At 43.3% G+C, this 24,557-nt stretch carries 14 protein-coding genes; 6 read left to right on the top strand and 8 right to left on the bottom strand.

Features of this window, described 5'->3' with window-relative positions; all coding sequences use genetic code 11:
- Positions 1–210: 210 nt before the first annotated feature.
- Together ACI2IW_RS02010 and murU are read left to right on the top strand one after the other, a co-directional pair.
- On the top strand, positions 211–1,314 hold the full coding sequence (locus ACI2IW_RS02010; protein WP_102078121.1) for an aminoglycoside phosphotransferase family protein: 1,104 nt from the start codon (positions 211–213) through the stop codon (positions 1,312–1,314).
- Between the two features lie 46 nt (positions 1,315–1,360).
- On the top strand, positions 1,361–2,098 hold the full coding sequence (murU, locus tag ACI2IW_RS02005) for an N-acetylmuramate alpha-1-phosphate uridylyltransferase MurU (RefSeq protein ID WP_102078120.1): 738 nt from the start codon (positions 1,361–1,363) through the stop codon (positions 2,096–2,098).
- A gap of 182 nt (positions 2,099–2,280) precedes the next feature.
- On the opposite strand, the gene ACI2IW_RS02000 is transcribed toward murU, so the two are convergent.
- The 7 genes from ACI2IW_RS02000 to ACI2IW_RS01970 all read right to left on the bottom strand — a co-directional run bounded on the left by ACI2IW_RS02000 (position 2,281) and on the right by ACI2IW_RS01970 (position 11,784).
- A complete protein-coding gene (locus ACI2IW_RS02000) occupies positions 2,281–2,397 on the bottom strand; it encodes a DUF2474 domain-containing protein (RefSeq protein WP_101206161.1) in 117 nt (38 codons plus the stop codon).
- A 95-nt stretch (positions 2,398–2,492) separates the two neighbouring features.
- Positions 2,493–3,509 (bottom strand): cytochrome d ubiquinol oxidase subunit II, encoded by a 1,017-nt coding sequence (cydB, locus tag ACI2IW_RS01995; RefSeq protein WP_057759155.1) that lies wholly within the window; start codon positions 3,507–3,509, stop codon positions 2,493–2,495.
- On the bottom strand, positions 3,509–5,005 hold the full coding sequence (locus ACI2IW_RS01990) for a cytochrome ubiquinol oxidase subunit I (protein WP_227673236.1): 1,497 nt from the start codon (positions 5,003–5,005) through the stop codon (positions 3,509–3,511). The genes cydB and ACI2IW_RS01990 overlap by 1 nt, the downstream gene beginning before the upstream one ends.
- 453 nt (positions 5,006–5,458) lie before the next feature.
- On the bottom strand, positions 5,459–7,930 hold the full coding sequence (locus tag ACI2IW_RS01985; RefSeq protein WP_227673235.1) for a triacylglycerol lipase: 2,472 nt from the start codon (positions 7,928–7,930) through the stop codon (positions 5,459–5,461).
- A gap of 299 nt (positions 7,931–8,229) precedes the next feature.
- On the bottom strand, positions 8,230–9,342 hold the full coding sequence (locus ACI2IW_RS01980) for a M48 family metallopeptidase (RefSeq protein WP_201571137.1): 1,113 nt from the start codon (positions 9,340–9,342) through the stop codon (positions 8,230–8,232).
- A gap of 236 nt (positions 9,343–9,578) precedes the next feature.
- Positions 9,579–10,217, bottom strand: coding sequence for a 2-polyprenyl-3-methyl-6-methoxy-1,4-benzoquinone monooxygenase (coq7, locus tag ACI2IW_RS01975; RefSeq protein WP_201571247.1), 639 nt, complete (start codon positions 10,215–10,217; stop codon positions 9,579–9,581).
- Positions 10,218–10,452: 235 nt separating this feature from the next.
- On the bottom strand, positions 10,453–11,784 hold the full coding sequence (locus ACI2IW_RS01970; RefSeq protein ID WP_201571135.1) for an MFS transporter: 1,332 nt from the start codon (positions 11,782–11,784) through the stop codon (positions 10,453–10,455).
- 486 nt (positions 11,785–12,270) lie between these two features.
- On the opposite strand from ACI2IW_RS01970, the gene ACI2IW_RS01965 reads away from it, so the two are divergent.
- Both ACI2IW_RS01965 and ACI2IW_RS01960 read left to right on the top strand, forming a co-directional pair.
- Positions 12,271–15,861, top strand: coding sequence for an autotransporter assembly complex family protein (locus tag ACI2IW_RS01965; protein WP_404692454.1), 3,591 nt, complete (start codon positions 12,271–12,273; stop codon positions 15,859–15,861).
- 102 nt (positions 15,862–15,963) lie between these two features.
- Positions 15,964–20,958, top strand: a complete 4,995-nt coding sequence (locus tag ACI2IW_RS01960) for a translocation/assembly module TamB domain-containing protein (RefSeq protein ID WP_404692453.1) — start codon at positions 15,964–15,966, stop codon at positions 20,956–20,958.
- 151 nt (positions 20,959–21,109) lie between these two features.
- Here ACI2IW_RS01960 and hemP read toward each other — a convergent pair whose 3' ends face one another.
- Positions 21,110–21,268 (bottom strand): hemin uptake protein HemP, encoded by a 159-nt coding sequence (gene hemP / locus ACI2IW_RS01955; protein WP_227672156.1) that lies wholly within the window; start codon positions 21,266–21,268, stop codon positions 21,110–21,112.
- A 299-nt stretch (positions 21,269–21,567) separates the two neighbouring features.
- Between hemP and ACI2IW_RS01950 the strand changes: the two genes are divergently transcribed.
- Together ACI2IW_RS01950 and ACI2IW_RS01945 are read left to right on the top strand one after the other, a co-directional pair.
- Positions 21,568–22,692: an NUDIX domain-containing protein gene (locus ACI2IW_RS01950; protein ID WP_404692452.1), complete on the top strand. Its 1,125-nt coding sequence runs from the start codon at positions 21,568–21,570 to the stop codon at positions 22,690–22,692.
- A gap of 449 nt (positions 22,693–23,141) precedes the next feature.
- Positions 23,142–24,359 (top strand): lipocalin family protein, encoded by a 1,218-nt coding sequence (locus tag ACI2IW_RS01945; protein WP_404692451.1) that lies wholly within the window; start codon positions 23,142–23,144, stop codon positions 24,357–24,359.
- Positions 24,360–24,557 lie beyond the last annotated feature (198 nt).

Here is a 24,557-nt window from a genome sequence, read left to right as displayed (position 1 = left end):
AGCTACACTATTTACCAAAATTTATAATATAGCCATGCTGATTTTTAAGTAGCGATAGCGATTCTATCCGACATCAAGTATTGAATGATATAGCAATACGTTTGTGGCAGCTTGTATAGCACCGCCGCATATCGCTATTTTAGCAAGTATTTGTCAGACTTATCACTACTTTAATTATTTATGACTTATATTTAACCAGCGATGCCTAATATGACTGACAAAATGACTTTAGAGACTGATATGATCGATGAAAATAACAACCGCCAACAGCAATTAGAACAATGGTTACAGCAAGTATTTTTAGATCAAACATTTAGTCTAGATAGCTTACCTGGTGACGCTAGTGCCCGCCGATATCATCGTATCGAACTATCAGAGACAGACAAAAGCGCCAACAAGCATTATATCGTCATGGACTCTGCTGACGAGCAAGATGCGATGCTGCAGTTTATCAATGTCGCTAAGCTGATGGCACCTGCTGTCAACGTGCCGACTCTGACTGCACAAAATGTAGAAAAAGGATTTTTGGTATTACAAGATTTTGGCACAGTAGAGTTTGCCCATTTGCTTGTCGATGCCACCGCAGACCAAATCAATGACTACTATCAGCTAGCAATGCAGACATTAGTTGCGCTACAAACGGTACCAGTAGAAACGGCAAAGTCGCAACACCAGCTACCAGATTATGACACAGCACTATTAGACCGCGAGATGGATTTATTTAGCGAATGGTTTATGCCTTATATTGGTATAGTGCTAAATGAGCAAGTCTGGGGAAAACTAAAAACAGCATTAATGAATGAGATTTTGCGACAGCCACAAGTAGTGGTCCATCGTGATTATCACAGCCGCAACCTTATGCAAGATCAAGCAGATAAATCAAAGCTGGGCGTGATTGATTTTCAAGATGCCGTCATTGGCTCGTATGCTTATGATTTAGTGTCGTTAGTACGCGATGCTTATGTTGAATGGCCAGAGAGCCAAATATCTGCATGGATTGAGGACTTTTGGCAGCTACAAAAACAAAAGTCACTAACCACTGCTGATAGCGCGGTGCAGTTTGAAAAAGATATGAATGTCATAGGCGTACAACGTCATCTAAAGGTATTAGGGATTTTTATTCGTTTATCTGAGCGTGATGGCAAAGACCGCTATTTGGCGGATATTCCTAAAGTCATGCGCGATTTGATTATTGAATTAAACTGGCTTGCCGAACATGGCAACGATGAACTAAAGCAATCAGTTATACCGTTTAATCAATGGCTACAAGAGGCAGTGCTACCTGCTTATAAAGAGAAGTTTGTTTCAGCGTAGATTACGCTCAGCTAAATTAATTTAAATAATAAAGATAGGAGCGCAGATGTCTACCTCTACGATTACACAAGCCATGATTTTAGCAGCGGGCAAGGGCACACGCCTACGTCCATTAACGCTTGAGACGCCCAAGCCTTTGGTTGAAGTCGCAGGTCAACCGCTTATTGTATGGCATATTAAAGCACTACAAGCAGCAGGCATCACCGATATCACGGTCAATGCCTCATGGTTAGCGGACAAGCTAATGAATACCTTAGGTGACGGTTCACAGTATGGCGTAAATCTGCATTGGTCAGTAGAAAACGATGAACCACTTGAGACCGCAGGTGGCATTTTTCAGGCATTACAATCAGGTAAACTAAAGGATGAACCGTTTATTCTGGTCAATTCTGACGTCTGGACTACCTATGATTTCTCTCAATTAACAGACTATACATTGGGAGCGGATCAGCGCGCGCACTTATTATTGATAGATAATCCAGAGCACAATAATGGCGGCGATTTCGCCATCAATAACGGTCTTGCTAGTGAGCAGCCGGTGGGCGATGCGGATAAGTATACCTTTGCGGGTATTAGCGTAATGTCACCAAAATTGGTAGAAAGCCTGGTATCAGGACAGCCTGCGGCATTAGCACCACTACTAAAGCAAGCAATGATAAAGTTTCAGATTACCGCTGAAGTGACAACAGATAATTGGATAGACGTGGGGACCCCAGAGCGTCTAACACAGGTTAATGAGTTTATCGAACAGCATGATATCGAGCATGCAGGTAGGCCAAACTGATAAATTTAAGATAAACAAAAAGCAGCGCCGATTATTCAACGCTGCTTTTTTTATGCATATAGAATTATTTTTTACAACATGTCTAGAGGGTATATTGGCAAGACAAAAGTGCAAATTTAGCATCTAAGAAACTACTCATTAGCTAACTAACTGGCACTCAATCGTATGATTAGGCAATTATGCTAAACACCCATGGCCAACTTGATTAGCTGAGCAATGGTAAACACCACTAAAAATCCTGCTAAATATAGACCCACAAACCATGCCCATTGCGATTGTTTTTTACTGAACTTTTTCATAGAGATCTCCTGATTAGCGTATGAAGTGTGGCTACCATCTATAAACAATAATAGCCACCCTTTTTAGCCGATCCGTTGCCCGTCTCGATTAACGATTAGTACATCGGATTGTGATCAGATTTACCTTTGAAGGTATAGTAAGCAAATGCTGTATAGCTCAAGATAATCGGTAACATGATACATGCGCCAATCAGCATAAATGATAACGAAGTATCGGCAGCCGCCGCTTCATAAATCGTCATTTGATACGGTACGATATAAGGGAATAGGGCGAAACAAACCCCAATGTAACCCATTAAAAATAAGGCAACCGTTAGTAAAAATGGACGATACTCACGCTCAGTTTTTAAGTCTTTACGCATGATAAAGAATAAAAGCATGACAATGATAGGCATAGGAGCAAGGTATAACAAATCTGGGAAACTAAACCAGCCTTCTAATGCATCGATGTCTGAGAAGTACATAAACGCTGTGACCACAACCATCGCCACTAGTAACGCAGTAAGCATCCATCTAGAAACTTGGCGCGCCCATACTTGTAATGTGTGCTCTGTTTTTATGATAAGCCACGTAGAGCCAAGTAAGGCATAACCAATAATCATGGCAAATCCGCACACAATCGAGAAGGGTGTGAGCCAATCAAATGGGCCACCAGTATATAGACGGTTACTGGCTTCTAACCCTTGTACTAACGCCCCAAGCATAATGCCTTGAGAGAAAGTGGCGACGACTGAACCGACAAAGAAAAAGGTATCCCATACATGCCGACGTGAAGAGGATTTAAAGCGAAACTCAAACGCCACGCCGCGCATGATAAGACCGAACAACATGGCGGTCACGGGTAAATAAAGACCTGTCATGATGATGCCATAAGCAACAGGGAATGCTGCGAATAAACCACCACCACCTAGTACTAGCCACGTCTCATTACCGTCCCAAAATGGTGCGATAGAGTTCATCATGCGGCTACGGTTTTTATCTGAGCCTGCAAAAGGGAACAAGATACCGCAGCCCAAATCAAAACCATCAAGCAGTACATAGACAAAGACAGACAAAGCAATCAAACCGCCCCAAATAAGAGGTAAATCTAATACATCACCGAAGTTAAACATTAGCGTAATCCTCCATCATCGACATCGTTTGCAGGCTCATCTAAGCCTTCTTCAGTACCTTTGGCAGGATTACTATCACCACTTAACGCGCGACCTTGGCTCTCTGTCACTGAATGCTCATAGAAATTATCTTCAGCAGGATCTGTATAAGGCTTGGGACCTTGAGCAATCAAACGCAAGATATAAAAGCTACCTGCCCCAAAAACAAATATATACAGCACAATAAAACCAATCAACGTCGTGGCTACCTGCTGTGCAGCGACTGGTGACATACTTTCAGCAGTACGAATAACCCCATAAACCGTCCAAGGCTGACGTCCTGTTTCAGTTACGAACCAACCTGATAGTAATGCGATAAAACCAAGCGGTGTCATCATCATCCACGCACGGTGGAACCAGACACTTTCGGGATTGAATTGCTGTTTTTTGAAGTATTTATAGGCACTAAATAAACCGACCAGTACCATCAACATACCAATAGCGACCATAATACGGAACGCCCAAAACACAATAATGACGTGAGGTTGGTCTTCTGGTGCCCAGTTTTTGAGACCCTTCACTTCACCATCTAACGAATGGGTGAGAATCAAACCTGTGACATAAGGGATTTTTACTTCGTATTTATTGGTTTGATTTTCTTGGTCAGGAATCGCAAAGAGACGCAATGCGGCCCCACGCTCATCTTCCCAAATACCTTCCATCGCAGCCACTTTGGCTGGCTGATGCTCAAGCGTATTCAAACCATGCTCATCACCGATCAACACCTGTGCTGGTGCCACAAAGATGGCCATAATCATTGCCATACCTAGCATGACACGACCATGCTGACGGTGCTCGGCGTGTTTTTTGGACTGGATATAGTAGGCACCGATACCGCCAATGACAAAGGCAGTGGTTAAGAACGCCGCCGTCACCATATGTGCGAAACGGTAAGGGAATGAGGGATTGAATATAATCTCAAGCCAGTCAGTAGGATAGAGCAGGCCGTCTGCACCCACCATAAAACCTTGAGGGGTTTGCATAAAACTGTTAGCCGACAAAATCCAAGTAGCTGATATCAGTGTACCAATGGCAACAATGGCAGTGGCGGTAAAATGCATGCGTTTGCTTACACGGCCCCAGCCAAATAGCATAATACCCAAAAAGGAGGCTTCTAAGAAAAACGCGGTCAATACCTCATAGGCAAGTAGTGGGCCTATGACGTTGCCAGCTTTATCTGAGAATACTGCCCAGTTGGTACCGAACTGGTAGGACATCACCACGCCTGATACCACACCTAGACCGAAGACTACGGCAAATATCTTGACCCAGTGCTTATAGACCTCAGCATAGATAGGTTTGCCAGTTCTTAACCAACGAAATTCTAGTACGGTCAGCCAGCTGGCAAGTCCAATAGAAAAAGCGGGAAAGACGATATGAAAAGAGACAACAAAAGCGAACTGGATGCGCGCGAGTGTCAGCGCATCGAGCTGGTCAATCATAAACGTAGCGAACATAAACGGTTACTCTCATCTGTTAGCTGAATAGCGCTGGCTTCCGTACAACGCTCAAGTAACTGTCCGTAACTGTACATAAATCAAGGTGACAAAGATTACGGGCAATGGCTCAATGACGCAAAACTTTACTTTAGCAACATTAGGCATAAATTGTGGCTAAGCTTGCGACTCACTGTTTAGCTGAATTGAATAATTTATGTCCCTATAAATTCATATATTACAGTCATGTGCTGTATATATTATGCGCTTCCCTAGATAGTCACGCAACCCGTACCGTTAGACAGCTGCATACCTAGCAGTCAGAAAAACAATCATAAAACACCCTTGAAAATAAAATTAAATTTATGAATAACAATGACTTGGGAATAGCGAGTGCTTTTTCATAAAACATCTGTTCTGTTTATTACTTGGTGTCCCATGCATTAAAATGTTCCCCAATAACAAAAACATACATCATTCTTGTAACTGTTTATGCAAAATCTGTCGCAACGTCAAAATAGTTTGTGGATTGGTTTGAATACTATGACCGCCATTGATAACAGTTTCAGAGGCAGCGCCATCTAGGTGAGCACTGGTATAGGGAACAATACCATCTGATAAACGTTGGGTTAGGGCCTGACTGATATTTTTATCAACAGTGACGGCAGCAACCAGTGGCTCAGGAGGCAGCTCTGATGTGTCCTCTGACACGCTGACACTGGCGCGCTCGTCTTTAGCGTCTTCTTCTAGCGCTTGCGATAAATCAATTTTGGCACCATTTGGTTGCGTTTGTGCTAGTCCTTTAGTGATATCGGCATCATTGTTGGCAATGATGGAATGGTAAGTAATACGCTCATTAATAGTGATGTCTTTGGTTAACTCTATAAAAGAAGACTTGTCACTTAACTGGCTGGCACCGTTCTGCAAATATAACGCGCCCAGTGGGTTTTGCGCCAAGTCGCCTTGTGTTGCAATGGTCGCTAAGTTATCTGTGAATGTCTTGACCAAACCTACAGGCAAATAAACAATACGGCGCAGCGCCCGCGTAAACCAACGATCTGCATAATCTGTACCACGGAAAGGTGCAGATAGAAAAACAGCGGTGTCTACTTGTGGCAATGCCTGTAGCTCAAATCGTTCCTTTAATTCATCTTCGCCAAAAGACGTTTTGAGCGCGTTACGGATTTGCTGTTTCTCATTACTAGAGAGGATATCTTTGTCATTGAGCTTATCTAAATCATCGACTAAATTTTCATCAGATAGCATCATACGAGCGATAATGGCACCCATACTATGACTGATAATCACACTGTTTTGACTGGCACGATTTTGTCCTGTTGGGTCCGTCTGCTCGTAAGTCGTGTTAATTAACTGCTGAATCTGATAACGATTTTCTAAAATAGGCAGATTGGTTGGATAGAATATTTGCCAAACTTGGTAATTATCACGCAGCTTGTCATCATTAAGAATATCGTTGGTAAGATTGACCCAAGTGGCCGGACTAGAGGCTAGCCCATGCAACATAATCAACACGCGTTTATCAGGATCATAAGGCTCAAGCATGAAGAGTTTGGGCAGCTGAGCATTTGGCTGGCGCGTAATCAAGTTTAAATAACCCACGCCATCTAACTGGTTTTCTGATAACCATAAGCCATATCCCGCGGAAAAATTGGCTGCCAGTGGGTAATCATCATTGAGGATATTTACGGATTCAGTTTGGTACGGATTGTATAAATGAATATCAAGCTTACGACTGCTCAGCGCATCTAATACGCTATCGCCGTCTGGCTTAATCAGACCCGTTAGTAAAAGGTGTCCAGTCGGATAAATACGTGAGCTTGGCTCGCTGTCGTCGGTGTTTTTATCTTCATTTGTTAGTCGACCAGATAAGGAGGCGACCAGTAACTGACGGATTGTGGTGGTATAGCGATCATCCAACGACGCCACCAAGCTGATGCCTAAACCGGGACGCTTACTCACAGAATTGAGACCGGAGAGCCGTAGCTCATAAGTGGATGATAAGTCTGCCAAAGCGGAAGTTTGTTTATGAGCGTTTTGCAGATAGTTGTTTTCGTTGGGCAAATAAATATCGAGGTTATAGTCATTTACGGTTACTTTCATGACTTTGACTTGGTCTGTTGCTTTGCCCTTTAGCGGTGGTCGATTGGCAATTGCTGCTTCATCCGTGTTGTCACGCTTGGTAGAAGTTATCGGCAAATACTCTACTGTTGTATCACCCATCAATTTATTGGCGTTTTCAGTCGATTGATAAATTTGAGTAATAACGTCATTGCTAGCAGCGTTATAAATATCTTGGGTTTGGATATCATTGTCATTCGGAATACGGTTTTGCGCACGATGGCTATTACTATTTTGCTCTGCACCTTCAAAGTCATGGGTCAAACTGTCATAAAATAGATAGGTGTAGCTGTATTTGACGGCATCAAACAATCTTGCTTGATAATCGGTTAAACACAGGTCAGTCTCTTCTTGCTGTGTTTTTGAATCCTCATTACTTAAAGGCGCATTGGCGTAATACGGATCAAGTGGCGGGCGTGCAAGCGCATTACGACAGTTTTTTGAATCAGATAGTTGACGCGCTTTTGCATAGTGCAGTTCTGCAAAAATAGCTAAGGCAGGCCGATAGTGCCTGTTAAGCATACTATCAGAGAGCTGAGTCAAGCATAAGTCAAATTGCTGCATACAGGCTTGCTCATTCAGTCCTGCTGATAGCAAAGCAGATGTTGTGTCGCTACTTAGCGCATTGTCAGTGACGATATTGCCGCGCTGCGCTGAGATGGTCTTGGCCGAGGCTTGTTTATCGACCGTCACCGTACTACACGCTGGTAGCAATACTGCTGCCGCCAAAAGCATAAGTGACGTAATGGGCAGGGTTTTTTTATTAATATGCATTACTGTCTGTTTGCTAAAGCCAGCGAAAGTCATAAGTCAGTCCAATAAACGGTGGTTATGAAAGTATGAGTAATGAAGGTAGCAATTGATAATGAGTGTAGCGCAACTTTTGGCGTTAGACTATTCATTTGCAGTTCTACAAAGGTGTGTTTTAAAACGAAAGGGTTTCTACTAGTCGAAAAAAAGCGCTTTTGTCTTATAGATATAAAACAAAAGCGCTTGGTATTTAAAGCTTAGATTATTTATTAGATATTTGACCTAGTGAAAGTCTTATGAAACAAATATCTTATGAATCAACCCCTCAATAGCTAATCTCAACAAGTACATAATTTCTACGCACCTGGTTTTACGCTAATATCAGGGGCAGGGATATCCCAAATGTAGAATTTGCCTTCTTCAACAAGTTTGATTTGTTGAGGAATAACAGTATTGTTAGGGTATTGTCCTTCAAGACGACGTAAGCGTTCTAATGCATTAGAACGACGGTCACTGAGTAGATCTGACTGTGCCAAGCTTTGCTCTGCTTCGGTGTATCCTAAAGCGACAGCGCGATCTAGATACTTTTGACCTTCTTTGAACCCGCCGCCTTCTGATAGCATCATGCCGTATAGGAAGTTAGCCTCACCACTATCAGGTTGCAGTTTGATAGCGCGATCGACATACTGACCACCACGTACTGTGTAGTCTGAACCTAAGTCTAGGTTACGACCCATGCCGTTTAGCTTAGCGGCACGAAGCAACACGTCATAAGAAGCATTTGGGGACTTGGCATACGGTTCGATCCAATCCGCTAATACTTTGATTTTTTCACGAGTGTAATGACGCTGTGTGCGGTTAGGGAAATTTGGTGGATAGTGGCGCGCGTTAGGGGATACATCAGCGATGAAATCATCTAATAAACTAACATCAAGCTTATCAGTACCTAGCCCTTTTTGTTGTGGAATCAGTACGGTTTTAACAAAGCTCATGTCTGAGAGCTGTACTTGCGGTGTAGGAATATTCGGAAGTTGTCCGCTACGCAGGTCGATACCAGTAGCTGTCATTGGACCAGGCTCATAAACGCGAGTAGTGCCGTTCATGACAGGTGCAGCAGCAGGTGACATCATTTGCGGTGTTTGAGGTTGAGATGCATTGCTTTGCAGAGTGCCGCTTAATTGCATGTTAGTTGTTTGTGCATTAGTCGGCTGGCTGTTGCTCGCAGGTGTTGCTGGCAAGCTTGTTTGTGCGGCATTGGCTTGAGCAGGACTGATAGCTGCATTAGGACGAGCAAGACGAATCACACGTTTGCTTGAATCCATCGCACTAGGTACAGCCGTTGCAGTTGCGTCAGTTTCTGCTGCATTCACAGGTGCAGATAACAGCATGGCACAGGTTGCAGCCATAACGGTCAACGTCGCAAACTTTGGTGACTTAATAGAGTGGCTACTAGAGAAAATCGCTTTCATAAAAATCGTTACCTTGTTTAATTTATTTGGTTGTTATTCATTGATTGGACGGTAATATAAATAGCGCATTGCTGCAAAATCGTACAAATTTTTAATACCGTAGCAAATTAAGCTTTACGCTATCTGTGGTAGGATTGTTAATCGCTAGAATTAAGCAAACCTACGTAAATCTGTGCAGCTATTAATTAGTAAGAAAATCGACAACAGCAGCTAACCACAGTACCTGTAATCATAAGTTATAAGTGATAAGCGGTATCTTTCATACGATTTGCCATCCATCGCATGGTCCGACGTACTGGGGGAGACAAAGCAGCGCCGCCACTTGCAAGTGCTAGCTCGCGATGATGCAGCTCCTCTTTATCCATTTGTGCCAGTATCTCTTTTGAGCGCTGATCATGCTCAGGTAATTGCTTGATATGATCCTGTAGATGCTCGCTGACCTGCGCTTCTGTCTCCGCTACAAACCCTAGACTAAACTCATTGGAGATCGCGCCTGCTACCGCACCGAGTCCAAAAGACATACCGTACCAAAGCGGCGTAAATACGCTGGCATGGCTACCAAGCTCGCTTAGACGAGTCTCGCACCAGACCAAATGATCGACTTCTTCTTCGGCCGATTGTTGCATGGCTTGTTTGACACCACTATCTTTCGCGGCAAACGCTTGGCCATGGTATAGACCTTGCGCACATACTTCACCTGTATGATTAATACGCATAAGACCTGAGACGTGCCGCGCCTCTGTAATGGTCAGCTCAGGAATCTCATCGCTACTGACGGGCAACGGACGCGTGCTTGGATTGGAATGGGGCACGACAGCTCGTAATGCCTTATCGACCCCAAGTAACAACTGGTCAATTTTAGATAAAGGACGCAGGGTCATAACTCACTCCTGATGGTGTTAAAAACTGTCAATAAAATAAAGTGTATTACCGTCTAAATGCAACGGCATAATGCGTATTACTATAACAAACAATCCAAATTATCGGCTCAAATATTACTGTCTAGATAGCTCATAAATAATCTATAGATGGTTGGTAGACTACTATAGCTATAACAGCAACAAAATCATCAGCGCAACGGTTAGACTGTATCTATTGAGCTAACCATATTTACGGTGCTATACCATCGTTAGTTTGGATAACGGCATGCTTAATATGTTTATTGAGTTTGATGTATAAGAATGCGCCAAACACAATATTCAATAGCCCTGTCACCAAAAATAACTGCGGCAGCGTAAATCCTAAAACATTTAAGATAACAATCGCAAAAATCGCTGATGTGACCATAAATATCGCGTTAAAAATGTTATTTGCGCCAACAATACGTGCTCGATGACTCTTAGGTGCGTAGGCTTGCATAGAAGCATATAGCGGTACGATGTACAAACCACCACTAAACCCTAATAAGAATAAATCCGCGAATACCCGCCAGCTACCGCTTATATTAAACAAATCACCGATGCCAAGTAATGTGCCATTATTCACATTTATATCTAAACCTGAAAGTGAAAAATACAAATCAATAGCAAAGATACTTAATCCAGCAATACCAAAAGGTAATAGACGCAAGCTAACTTTATTTTTGGTCAATGTTTTGCACAGTACCGAACCGATTGACACACCAACAGAAAACAATGTGAGTAAGAAAATAACGACGGACTCATCACCAAGCAAAATCACCTTGCTGAACTCTGGCACTTGGGTCAAAAATGTCGCCCCATAAAACCAAAACCAGCTGTTACCAAGAATGATAAAGAATAAAAAAGGCAGAGAGTATAAGTAACGAACCGTGGCTAAGCTGGTTGTAATAATATTCCAGTTAATCTTCAGGTCAGGCTGCATCGCTGGCATATTAGGGATATAGCGCGCAGCTAGATATCCTAAAACAGCCACAACCAACACCGTAGCACTAATCCAATACAGTGACTGCGATAGCTGAGTCAAAATACCAGCGACAATCATCCCGACCAAAATAGCCAGCGACGTACCCATCTGAAAAAGGCCGTTGGCGCCGACCAACTCATCTTCTTTCATCGCTTGTGGCAGATAAGCGTATTTAATCGGTCCAAAGAAGGTCGAATGCGTACCCATCAAAAACAACGCGACAAATAGCAGTGCATACCATTCAAAGACAAAACCGACTGCGGCAACTGCCATAATGACCAGTTCAAGGAGTTTGATAAACTGTGTGAGCTTTGATTTTTCATACTTATCAGCAATCTGTCCTGCCAAAGCAGAAAACAAAAAGTAGGGCAGAATAAATAACATGGCGGCCAAGTTATTAAGAATACTGACCTCTACACCTAACTTACTGGCGGCAGTATAAGTCAGCACCAGTATGAGCGCCTGCTTAAAAATATTGTCATTGAATGCGCCCAAAAACTGGGTGAAAAACATAGCGCTAAAACGACGGCGCTTGAACAACTGAAACTGGTTGGACATGGACATTCCTACAGATAAATCGCGACTGATAGAGAAAATATCGGCGCTGAACGACAATTTTTTTATGATGATAATCGTAAATTTTATTAAAAACTATATCAAGATATAGCATAGGTTTTATCAATATTAAGCCGTATAATAGCAAGGCTTCGGTGAAAATACATGCAGTCAATGCTATGATTCGATATTTAACTAAGTTATGATTTATAAATTTTATGTGATTGCATTTTAGGGTATAAATAGTAGTGAAAACAAAGGCTGCTACTACCCATCAACGCTATCTATAAACTAGTAGTCTTCTCTAAGCTAGTAGCCTTATAAGGCAGTAGACATACAGTGCTAAAGCCGACACTATAGATAACCAGTCATAAAATTAAAGTAGTAAACCATTAATTCCAGATAACTGCTATAAGTTTATTCACCGGTCAGACTTGACGATCGTTATCGTTGATAAGATTGTGCCGCGTGAGCTGATAGGACGTAAAGATGATAAAGCAGCCTTCAACTCGAGCATGCAAGGGTCTAATGATGCAGCGTGACACAGCCATAATCCAAAACGATAGTAATAATCCAGGTACATATCCAGCAGCGCCGCGTAAAAATTTCAGACGCTCTGCACTGTGCACTGCGCTTGCGACCAGTTTGTTCGGTATGGCACCTGCGGCAATGGCAGATACCATTAATAATGCAAACAATACGGCTATCACCAACTTATCTGCTGCTGACCAAACTGATAGCAGTCAAACGTTTAGTAACCAGAATAACAATAGTCAAGCTGCTAATGAGCAAGCATCTATCAAGCAATCAGCTACATTGTCCGATGACGACACTCAGCTAGATATGGCTCTAGATGCGCTACGTCTAAAAAAAGCAGTGGAACAAGGCATCATTGATCAGTCAGTATTGGACGACTATAGCGAACAGAGCTTAGGAATTAAAAAACCCAACTCGACAAAGTCAGGCTCTAAAAACTCGACGACGCAAAATGCCAATGCTCAAAACCTATCTTCTCAGAGCAGTAATTCACAAAATACAACTTCTCAAAACAACAACTCTCAGAATTTAGAGAGTTTCCCTGATAGTCCAAGTACTTCATATAATCCAAACAATGCTCAATCAGTCGCTTCTAATGATGACCTGTTGCAACAAGCAACCGAGATTCAGCAGCAAGGCTATCAAATGATGACGCCTGAGCAGATCGATCGTGAGCTAGCTGCAATGGATGCGCAGAATGCTCAAGACATTGATAGTATCAATATTAGTAATAACGACAGTGACTTTGATGCACCAATCGCTACGTTAGATGACACAACATCGCCAATTGGTCTCGATGTAGAGCTAGATGCAACAAACTTGCCAGCACCTAACAACCTTGATACGTTGGGTAGAAGTGAAACAACAGAAGAACAGGCGAGCGCAGCTGAAGGGATGTCACGTCCGATTGAGGTAAGTGGCGCTGTCAGCAACGAAGATGTCGTTAGCAATGAAGCTACTGTTAAGAATGAAAATAGCCTGACGACTGATGATAGTAGTGATGAGGTGATAGCTGGCACGAATGTGCCTGCCAATGTAGAAGGTACGACAACAGATATTATCAATCCTAATGACTATCTACCAGATTATCAGAATGATACTCAGGCCGTCGATCAAAGTATCGAACAAGCCAATAGACCACGGCCACGCGCGCGTAATAGAGGTAATATCGTGACGCGTCTCTACAATCGCTTTTTTAACGACGGTGGCGTGGTGGCTTTGCCAAATGTAGAAACCGCTATTTATCTAGAGCAAGTATCCGCTGAAGACTCTCCTAATGGTAAGGCTCAGTTGGTTGAGGCTGACAATGATATTCAGCCAATGAAAAACATCAAAGCGGCACTGGATGACACTTCCGTTCAGTCGGTTATTGACTTTACTGCGGCATTGCCACGTTTGCGCGAAACAGCACAGAATGCTGCTAAAGCCGTTGGTTACTACGAGGTTGAGATGCGTTTGACCCAGCCTGATCGCGATACAGTCAATGTTGTGATTGAAGAGCTAGGCGAGCCGGTACTGGTAGACAGCCGTATTATTGAGATTCGCGGTGAGGGCAGTGAGCAAGAAGAATTTGCAACGCTTGAGGCAGATTTGCCACCGCAAGAAGGCGATATTTTTAATCATCGTGTCTACAAGAGTAGCAAAGCGGCTTTAGAGTCCTTGAGCAATACCTACGGGTATTTTGACCAGTACTGGCTGAACAAATCCGTTGATATCATTTTGCCGGACAACAAAGCAGATGTCTCGTTGGTTTACAACACAGGTGATCGTTACGAGTTTGACGATGTGGTGTTTTTTACCTACGACAAAGAAACCAATACGCTGACCCAAGACCCTGACAAGCTACCAGTAGAGCTTTCATTGTTACAACAGCTCTATGGCTTTACGCCGGGCGAGCCGTTTTATCGTCCTGCAGTCACGAAGTTTAGTAACGACTTATCGGCAACTCGTTACTTTAATACGGTCAACGTCGAGTCTATACTACCACCAACTGATAGTAGTGCAGCTGGTACCTTAGCGTTTGACAATGCTGCTACCGAGGGTAACGACACATTAGATGACGATATTAATAATGTGGACAATGATAGCGTCGCAGATCTGAGTAGCAATGATGGCGCAGCTGCCTTAAATGTGACGGCTAGTAAAGAAGATACGGTTAACGATAATAGTGATATAGGTGCAGAGAGCGATAGTGCTCTGAGTGCTAATAGTGGCGAGACGGTCAATGAAGCGGATATCGCTGCTATTGATTTTGAGGCTGATGAAGCCACCCTTGATAAGCTGCAAGCCATCAGACAAAAAGCAGAACGATTAAGCCGCTTGCCGAATGATCGCGTGCTTGATGAAAAAGATCAGGAAGCCGATAATTTATTGGGCAAAATCAGTGATTCAATCAGCAATGTCGCACAAAAGATATTCCCTGATGAGAAGATTTTGATTAATGATGAGAACTTTGTACCTCCAACATTAGCAGGACGTAAAACGCCTCAAGACGTTGCAGAAAGCAAAAAAGTACCTTTATATGTGTTTGTATACGCGGATAAACCACGTGATGCTCAAGTTGGTCTGGGTTATGGTACAGATACTGGCGTTCGCGCCACCGCAAAAATAGACTACAACTTGCTCAATCGCCAAGGCTATCAAGCAGGTGCAGAAACGGAAGTTTCGAGAATCAGCAAAAACGTGGCTGTGTATGCCAGTCGACCATGGAAGCACCCGCTCAATGATAAGCTAGATGCACGTCTTACTTATGAAGAGGAAGTGATTGACCAAGGTGAAGGCAACTTTGATCTATCAACCACAACGCTAAAAGCGGCTTTGGCACGTAACATTCGTAGTGACACTGGCTGGAATCGCAGCTACTCTGTGCGTTACCGCTTGGATGAGCTTGAGACGGGGGTTGATGGGGCAGCATTAGATGATTTGCCTATCCGCTTTACCTCTTCAAGTCCGAAACAGCGCGCGTTATTGTTTGGCTATGGTATGAATAAAACAGATACCGACAACGCTACCAACCCAACGCAGGGTATGCGCCAGTACTACTCAATCGAGGCTGGCACTGATAGCGCATTCAGTGATACCGATATGGCGATTATTCGCGCAGGCGTTAGTGGTATCTATAGCTTTGGCGAAGACAAAAAGCATCAAGTATTAGGTAGTGCCAATGCCGGTTATATCTGGGCGGATGATTTTTATGACGTACCTTATAAGTTGCGTTTCTTTGCAGGTGGCGATCAGAGTATCCGCGGTTATGACTATGAGAGCTTGTCACCATTAGATAAAGGCTATCTAACGGGCGGGCAGGTGCTAGCGGTCGGTAGTGCTGAGTATAATTATGAATTTAAACCAGGTTTCCGTGGCGCATTCTTTACTGATGTCGGTAATGCCTACGACAAAGATTTTGACACTGAGACAAAAGTCGGCGTTGGTGTCGGTATCCGCTGGGCATCGCCTGTAGGAATGGTACGTGTCGATGTGGCTGCTGGTGTGACCGAGGAAAGCATTCCAGTACGACTGCACTTCTTTATTGGTTCACCGTTATAATCGCTTAATGTAGTAGTTCCAAATGTTTAGTCGCTCCAAATGTTCTAATTATCACTTATCGTACCGATTGCTGGTCTTCATTTTTTAACGTAGTTGAGTGTCATGCTGACAGAAAATACCCCGCCTAATAATGCTCCAGATGAAGATCCAGCACAGCGTGATGCCCGTGCCGTTAGGCGTTGGTATCCGTTGTCATTTCTGCTCAAACTGCTGGTATTGGTGCTTATCGTACTGGCGATTATGTTTGCCATATTTTTTTATGCGGCAGGGACTGACGCTGGTACGAAGTTTATATTAGAGAAAATCAGTGTTGAAACAGGTATTGATTTCAAATACGGACGCGGTAACTTGCGCGATGGTATTTGGGTCACCGATATCGATATTGAAGCGACTGAGGATCTTGAGATATTAGTAGATAAGGCCTATGTAAAAATAGGCTGGCGTGCAGTATTTGCCAAAGAAGTGCATTTAAGCGATGCAGATATCCAGACCATAGAGATTATCAATAAAAAACCGCCTACTGGTGAACCGTTTGATTATAAAACTTTAAAGTTGCCAGTAAACTTGCGTTTTGACCAAGCAAAAATTAAGAAAATCACCTATAAGCAAGTAACCAAAGATCCTATCGTTATTCAAGATATTACGGCGCGTGACCTGACGTGGGTAGGTAGTACGGTGACCGTTGGCCGTGGTGACCTGCAGTACGCTGATATCGTAAAAGTCAGTGCCTTACAAGGAGAGATCGACCTACAGGGCGACTATCCACTAGATTTGAGTGCGATTGCGGAAGTCAGCGCCCTTGAAAAAGCCTATATCGACCCGTTAAATATCTCTGCAACGGGAACGCTTAAACGTACTGTCGGTAAAGTACGTAGTCGTTATAACGATAGCGATGTGAAAGGCGACTTTGTAGTACAGGGGCTAGATGCAGGTGCGCCGTTTGATGCAAAACTACAGTGGGATAATATTCTTATCCCTTATGCTGATAGCCAAAACATTCGCCTACAAAGCGGTACAGCCACAGCTTCTGGTGTCATCTCTGAGATACGATTGCGTATCAATACTGAATTGACGGCCAAAGACATCCCATCAGGTCATTATCAAGGCCGTGCCGTTATTGCCAACAGTCAGCTACGTATAGATCGCCTAGATGCTGACGTGCCAGCGGGACGTTTGGCATTACAAGGTATTTTAGATTGGAAAGACAGCTTTGAGGCCACGGTGCGTGCGACGGGTAGCAACTTTGATATTCGCCGTGCTATTCCTGATGAATATACTGATTTTAAAGCTTATGCGCCGCAAACCCTTAACGGTAGGCTGTCACTGCGTTATCAGCAGCAGAATGCCACTGGTAATACGCAGATCGATGCAGATTTACGTCAGCGCGATGGTGAGCACATCAATGCCAATATGGTTCGCGGTAAAACCTCTGCCAAGTCCAAGCAAGTTGCGCCTTGGTATATTGACGCTAACTGGAAAAACCTAACCCGCCGTAACGTACCCAATATTGGCAATATAGACAGTCCTAGTGGGCAGGCGGACGTTATCGTTCGAGGTTCGACCCTATCAGTCGATGCCAATGCCGTTATCAATGAGCTCAATGCTGCCCCCAAGGGCAACTACGATCTACGTATACGTAAGGCTGGTGATGTCATTGATATCAATCGTCTCAATTACAATGGCATAGTAGGAGACTTATCTGGCACAGGACAGATTCAGTTAGCGAGCAAACAGCGTCCACTGACATGGCAAATTGATGCCAGTACTAAAGGTCTACTCCCTAAGAAATATCGTAGCGATCTACCGCTTGAGCGCCTAACAGGTAGTATAAGTGCGCGTGGTCGACTGCTAAATATCACCAAAAATGGTGTCAGTGGTCAGCGTCATGTGATTACTTTAAACAATACCGATATGCAAGCGCAGCTCGATGCGACGCAAGCAGATCGTGCTATTGGTATCACAGGTGCTGGTGATGCCAGTGTTGATATCGTAGGTGGTGAGCTGTCGGTGTTCGATGCGCGTTTTGATGGTCGGATTGATACAGCAGATGTACCGCAGGGACGTCTATCTATCGATGCTGCGGGTACGCCAAAGCTGATTAGTATTCGTAAGCTGAACTATAAGGGTGAAGCGGGCGCAGTTGATGCGAAAGGTGTTATCGACTTACGTAAAAATATCGGCTGGAATATAGATGGTCGTTTTGACCAGTTCAATTTAGGTTATTTTTTACCCAATAATCCAGCGATAATCACAGGCGATCTAAAAACCAGTGGCGAATGGCAAAATGCGCCAAAAAACAGCAAAAACACCGCAGGTACCTTGCAGCGCTTTGCCGTAAATTTCAACGGCATATTAGATGCCGAGCAATTGCCAGCAGGTAAGCTGAATATAGAAGCCAGTGGTGACAGTCAGCTGATCCGCATCAATCGTTTCCGTCATGTGGGTGCGGCAGGTAGTATCGATGCCAGCGGTACCGTTGATGTGCGTCAAGGCGTTGCATGGGATATCAACGCGGTGATGGATCGTTTTAACATTGGCTACTTCCTAAAAGATACTCCAAGCCTTATCACTGGTACGATTGATACAGATGGCCGCTGGAGTGACACGCAGCAGATTGTCAATATTAAACAAGTTAATCTAAATGGCATGCTAAAAGGGCAGCAACTGAGTGCCAAAGGCAGCCTATCAGCGAAAATGCGTTTGCCTAAAGATTTAGCAAGTTACTTCAAACAACTTCAGACCCAAGATGCTCAAGCACAATATAAGCAAGTAAACGCTTTGATTGATAGCTTAAACGCTAATAACCTTGTGCTGCGTTGGGGTGACAACTATGTCACGGCTAACGGCAATGCCAAACAGCTACAAACCAAAATTAACATCACCAGTCTAGACCAACTATCTAGCCAATTGGCTGGTAAAGTCACTGGCGGTGCCACGCTGTCTCAACCAGCTGGTCAAGCACTACCTACTATTTATATTGACTTGGTCGGTGAGCGACTCGCGCTACCTGGCTTTATATTGCGTCAAGGCCGTGTACGCGGCAAGCTGGTCAACTTAGCCAATAGCCCAAGCCAGTTAATCGTGACGGCTGAAGGCCTAGATGCTGCTGGTCAAAGTTTCGATAGTGTTAAAGCGTCCTTTAATGGTACCGAAAAATCTCATGTGGTCGATTTAAATGTAGCCAATAAGCAACTCGATGTCGGCGCTAGGTTAAAAGGTGGTTTTGATCGAGATAGGCTAAGCTGGTCAGGTGTCATTGGAAAAGGCCGCATCAAATCTAAATATGCGACTTTGAATCAATTACAACCTGCACAGCTGATTGTGAATTTGCCTTACAATCAGGGTGGTGAGAATCGTGATCTAAAAGTACAGCTTGCCGCTCATTGTTGGCAGGCCACGGATCAAACTGGCAAGCTCTGTCTACGTGAAAAACTAGTGGCATCGCCAGACCAAGGTGAAGTCAATGTAGCGTTGCAGAATTTAGATACGTCGTTATTCTCAGTGTTCTTGCCAGAAGATATTGACTGGAATGGTAAGATTAATGGTAAAGCAATCGTCGGATGGCAACGTGGTCGTCCGCCAACTATCAATACCACGCTATACTCAGATAACGGCAAGATTGGCCTTGTTCAAGACGGCGAAAGCACATCAATGACCTTGCCATACAAGCGCGTGTCTCTCATTGCTCTGTCTGTGCCTAAGGGCATCAAGCTGCGTACTGATATCAATACTGGACGCGGGGCGCGTGGCTATGCTGAGGTGATCGTCGATCCTTATAAAGACCCTAAACCAATCTCTGGTGCATTGGTGCTGAACGAGCTTGATCTTGCGATATTTAAGCCATTCTTCCCCGGTATGCGCGTCCTAAGAGGTAACGTCACAATGGCTGGTGGCCTAGGCGGCACCTTAACCAAACCACAGTTCTATGGCGACGTAAAGCTCTCTGACGGCCGTATAGCCATGCTTGATTTGCCCGTGAATCTATCCAAAGTAAATGCGGCAGCCAAAATCCGCGGCACGCAAGCGACCATTGATGGCACATTTAATAGTGGTACAGGTGAAGGCAAATTGTCGGGGACAGTCAATTGGCAGCAAAAACTGCAGGCCAAGTTGAGTATTGTCGGTGAAGGCCTAGTCATCACTCAACCGCCATTACTGGTTGCTGAAATTGATCCTGATATTGATATTATCGTGCGTCCAGGCGACCGTTATGTTGATATAAAAGGGGCGATCAGTGTGCCGTCTGCGACCATTCGTCCGCCTGAAGCCAGCGAAGATATCATTACTCAGACTGAAGATGCAGTCGTACTAGACCGTCGTTTGATTGGTAATATCGATGAAGTACTGGCTATTTCAAAACCTTGGTCAATCAATGCTGATATCGGTGTTGATTTGGGCGATGATATCAATTTCCGTGGTTTTGGCGCCGTCATTCCGTTGGCAGGTGCGATTAATGTGACGCAGAATGGCACAGGTATTATGCGTGCCAGAGGTGTTGTACAGGTCTCACGCCGTACCAATATCAATGCCTTTGGCCAAAGCCTAGAGCTAAATTATGGTCAAGTGCGTTTCAATGGCGATGTGATGAAACCGAGCTTGAGCATTGAAGCGGCAAAAACGATTAATGGCAAAACAGTTGGTCTGCGTGTCAAAGGAACGACTGAAAGTCCCAATATTATCGTCTTTAACAATGCAGGACTGACCCAGCAGCAAGCCATGAACGCGTTGGTGACAGGTCGCATCGATAATAAGAGCGCCACACAAATCAGTGAGCAAGGGTTTAAGTCGCAAGTGACTAATAATCTGGCTGCCGCTGGACTGAGCTTTGGTCTGAGTGGTACTCGTAGCCTGACCAATCAAATTGGGCAAGCGTTTGGTTTGCAGAGTCTGACAGTTGATGCCTCAGGTAGTAGCGAGGACACCAATGTCAACGTCACAGGTTACGTGACCCCTGATTTGTACATTCGTTATGGTGTGGGTGTTTTCAATGCGCAAAATAGCCTTTCTGTTCGTTATCAATTGACACGCCGTATCTATGTAGAAGCAAGCTCAGCAGCGGAAAATGCAGTAGATGTGGTCTATAGTTGGCAGTTCTAAATTGTTTATTTAGAGGACGACTGCTTTCTAATTGATGTCAGCTGAGAGCGCTTTTGAAATTATTTTTAAGTTGTAGAACCTATAAAAAAACGCCTCATAATGAAGGCGTTTTTTTATAGGAGTATTGAAAAAGGTGTCACTGAAATAGACGTTACTTGGTTAGAATCAAGCGATTGTTGCGAGTTAGGCGTAGTCGATACTCTTCGCCTTCATGCTCGATACGTACCTCTTTGGTTAGTGCAAATAGATGTTGTGATTGCAAAGTAGGTAGACGGTTTTCACGACAGTTTAAATAACGAGAGATAACCATGCTCATAGTAAATTCCTTTTGAAAAAAAGTGGCTTAAAAAATTGGCTAACCATAGCGTAATTGTTTTTAACGATAATAATTATCATTTAGATTTGATAAATTTGCAAGGCAATTGATAAAATAAAATGCAGTTATTATGTAAACTTATCTAAGTTTACTGTTATAAACTATCTCGATTAAGCATTTTATTTAAATAAATTAATGAGTTAAGTGCTAAATCCAAATAAATCATCTAGCCTATAAAAACTATTAAATTATCAAAAATAATCAAGGTAAATACCGAAATAAAGGATATAAATATGTTGAACGGGTCAAATCAACAATCAGAGACCAAGCCGGAAAGTAAGACGAAAACTAACAAACCTAACATCGTAAATGTTGCAGTGGCTGTCATTCATTATAAAGATCAGTATTTACTTGGGTTTCGAGATGCTACTCAGCATCAAGGAAATCGTTATGAGTTTGTCGGGGGAAAGATAGAAGCAAATGAGTCAGCAGCGCAGGCGTTGATAAGAGAAGTGGCTGAAGAGACGGATATCCTGCTTGATAATAATACTATTGTTAAGCTTGGGCGTTTGCATCATGATTATGGCGATAAGCAGGTCAGCTTACAGGTTTATAAGATTGAGCTGACAGTAGAGCAGTACGAGCAGCATAGACACTGTGAACAAGGTTTAGAAGGGCAGGCACTGACTTGGGTAAGCAAATCAAATCTTTTGGCAGGAGAGTATCATCTGCCCGCTGCTAATAAGACAATCCTTGAATGGTTGAAACTCCCATCGAAGATAGCGATTACTTATCCTCTGACACATTTTGGCACACACACTGATGCAGCGGCAGCATGGCTACAGCATCATCAAGAAAAGTTAGCATCAGAGTCAGGGGTATATATCCGATTGAAGGATGCAAATTCTAAGCATCTTGCTGAGCAACTGATGACGGTACGCCCAGATATTTTAGCGATTTTACCTAATGACAAAGAAAAACCTTTAGATATTGAGGGCTCACTAACTGCTAAGAAGACAGAAACTGGCCAGCGGATAATTGCTAAGCATTTAACACACTCGACACTGATGCAGTGTTTCAATGAGGTAGGCAGTTCTACAGCTCTTACACAGTCGTTATCTAAAGACTATCCGCTTATCGTCAGCTGTCATGACATTGCAAGCATAACGGCAGCCAACAAACTTGCCAGCATGCGCATACAGAATGCATTACCACCAGTGATTGGTACTTTCGTATCGCCTGTGCTCGCTACCCAAACGCATCCTGATGACACACCGCTTGGCTGGGAAGCATGGTCAGAGTTAGCAGAATTAGCTGATATGCCTGTCATTGGGTTAGGCGGGCTGGAGCCTGCTATGCTCAATCAAGCATTGCAATATGGCGGTATCAGTGTGGCAGGTATCCGTCAGTTTATATAATCCGCATACTTCAAGAAAGCTATAGGGAATCCATCGTGCCATTTGCCTGAATGTGACCCGCATTAGACTTCTGTATTAAGCTTAGTAAGTTCAAATAACTGATTTTTAACTTAGTTATCCAGCAAGTAACTATGTGGTTATGATGTGTTCAAACAACACTCAAACCCCATAGTTACTTACAAACCGTTGCGTTTTCCTACATTGCACTACTGTTTTAATAGTCCAGTTGTCCTTAATATATATTGCATATCTACGATACGTTGATCTTATTTCTATAGACGAGTGACTGATCAAAAGTGATGTTCAAAATACAATAATAAAAAAGCTTTTGTAGAGTCAAGTTTTGCACGAATAATTTATACCAAAGCAAATGGCTTTTAGAAAACGAGACCAAATAGATGCCGTACATAAAGCGTTTTTAACAATCACTATTTAAGAATGGTACTCCTATGAAAACCAATAAGTTACCTGAGTCAGCATGGACTGATTCACAGGCAGCTGGTTCTCAACTTCAGCAGCCTAAGCAATCGCTCAATGACAATGAATATGGCGATGATACCCAACAGACAAACCAAGCTAGTAACGATGCTAGCTATAATCGTGACAGCTCGAATGGCGAATATTCGCACCATCTGGCAAAAGACACGTCTTCGCAAGACAGCTATTTTGGATACAAAAGCGCCGACAAAAGCCTTAGGGCAAAAGAGTCAGCTATGAGTAACAATGAAATAAGCAAAGATCTAAAAAATAGCAATGAGGACAATCATGACGTGGCTAGTGGCTACAAATCATCTGGCTATAAGTCATCACCAAAGAAACAACCACAAAAACTAAATGAAGATGAGCCACTAATGTCAGGACTGTTAGAGGATCAAATAGATAATCTAAACAGTAGTTCTGAACAGGCCATCGACGCTGAGCAAATGAGTGATGCATCAACAAATAATTCATCTTACAAAGAAATACCGGAGCGCATATTTATGAATGGACTGATCAAACATACAGGCATTGCCTTAGCGATTATTATACCGTTAGCAGCGTTCTCAGCCTATGCAGCCACGCCGCCAATGAACATGGCAACTAATGGAATGTCTGATGATGTGATGAATGAGAAGACCACGACCGATATGCTATCGGTTAAGCCAAGTGATATTATTTATAAATCTGCAAGTACGCCAACTACTGTAGATAGCGTAGATCTAAATACCTATGCAGGTACTTGGTATGAGATTGGTCGTTTGCCAATGTATTTCCAGCGCAAGTGTGCTGGTGATGTGACCGCTAACTATGCACAAAAAGATGACGGCTCAGGAATCACGGTTACTAACAAATGTGTGAGCGAGGACGGTTCAGGTATTGTCGCAGAAGGTTTAGCTAAGCCAGTCGATGAAAGCGGTAGCAAACTAAAAGTGACGTTCTTACCGAAGTGGATTCGTTGGATTCCAGTCGGCCGTGCTGATTATTGGGTGCTAGCACGTGATTCAGAGTACAAAACTGCGCTAGTAGGGACGCCTGATAAAAAATACTTATGGCTACTAGCACGCTCGCCAAATATTAGTCGGGAAACGTATACCAAATATCGTCAAATTGCTCAGCAGCAAGGTTATGACTTAAAAGAGTTTACATTGACGTCGCAGAGCAACCAAACGGTGAGTCTAGCACCATAAGTGTTATAACTAAATTTACTGCTTTGGTTAATTAAGCCCTATAGCGATTATTATTTAATTACGTCTCGATAAGGCAGCATACATGGCTGCCTTTATTTTTATTACTAGCTGTATATGAGAACTATATAAGAGAATGAAACCTATTATGCACGCTAGCTAATCGGTTACTACTGGCAAAATGAGGCGTTTTAGGCTAAA

It is taken from the genome of Psychrobacter sp. NPDC078501 (assembly GCF_044900935.1).
GTDB lineage: Bacteria > Pseudomonadota > Gammaproteobacteria > Pseudomonadales > Moraxellaceae > Psychrobacter.
This window is presented reverse-complemented; position numbering and strand designations above follow the sequence as displayed.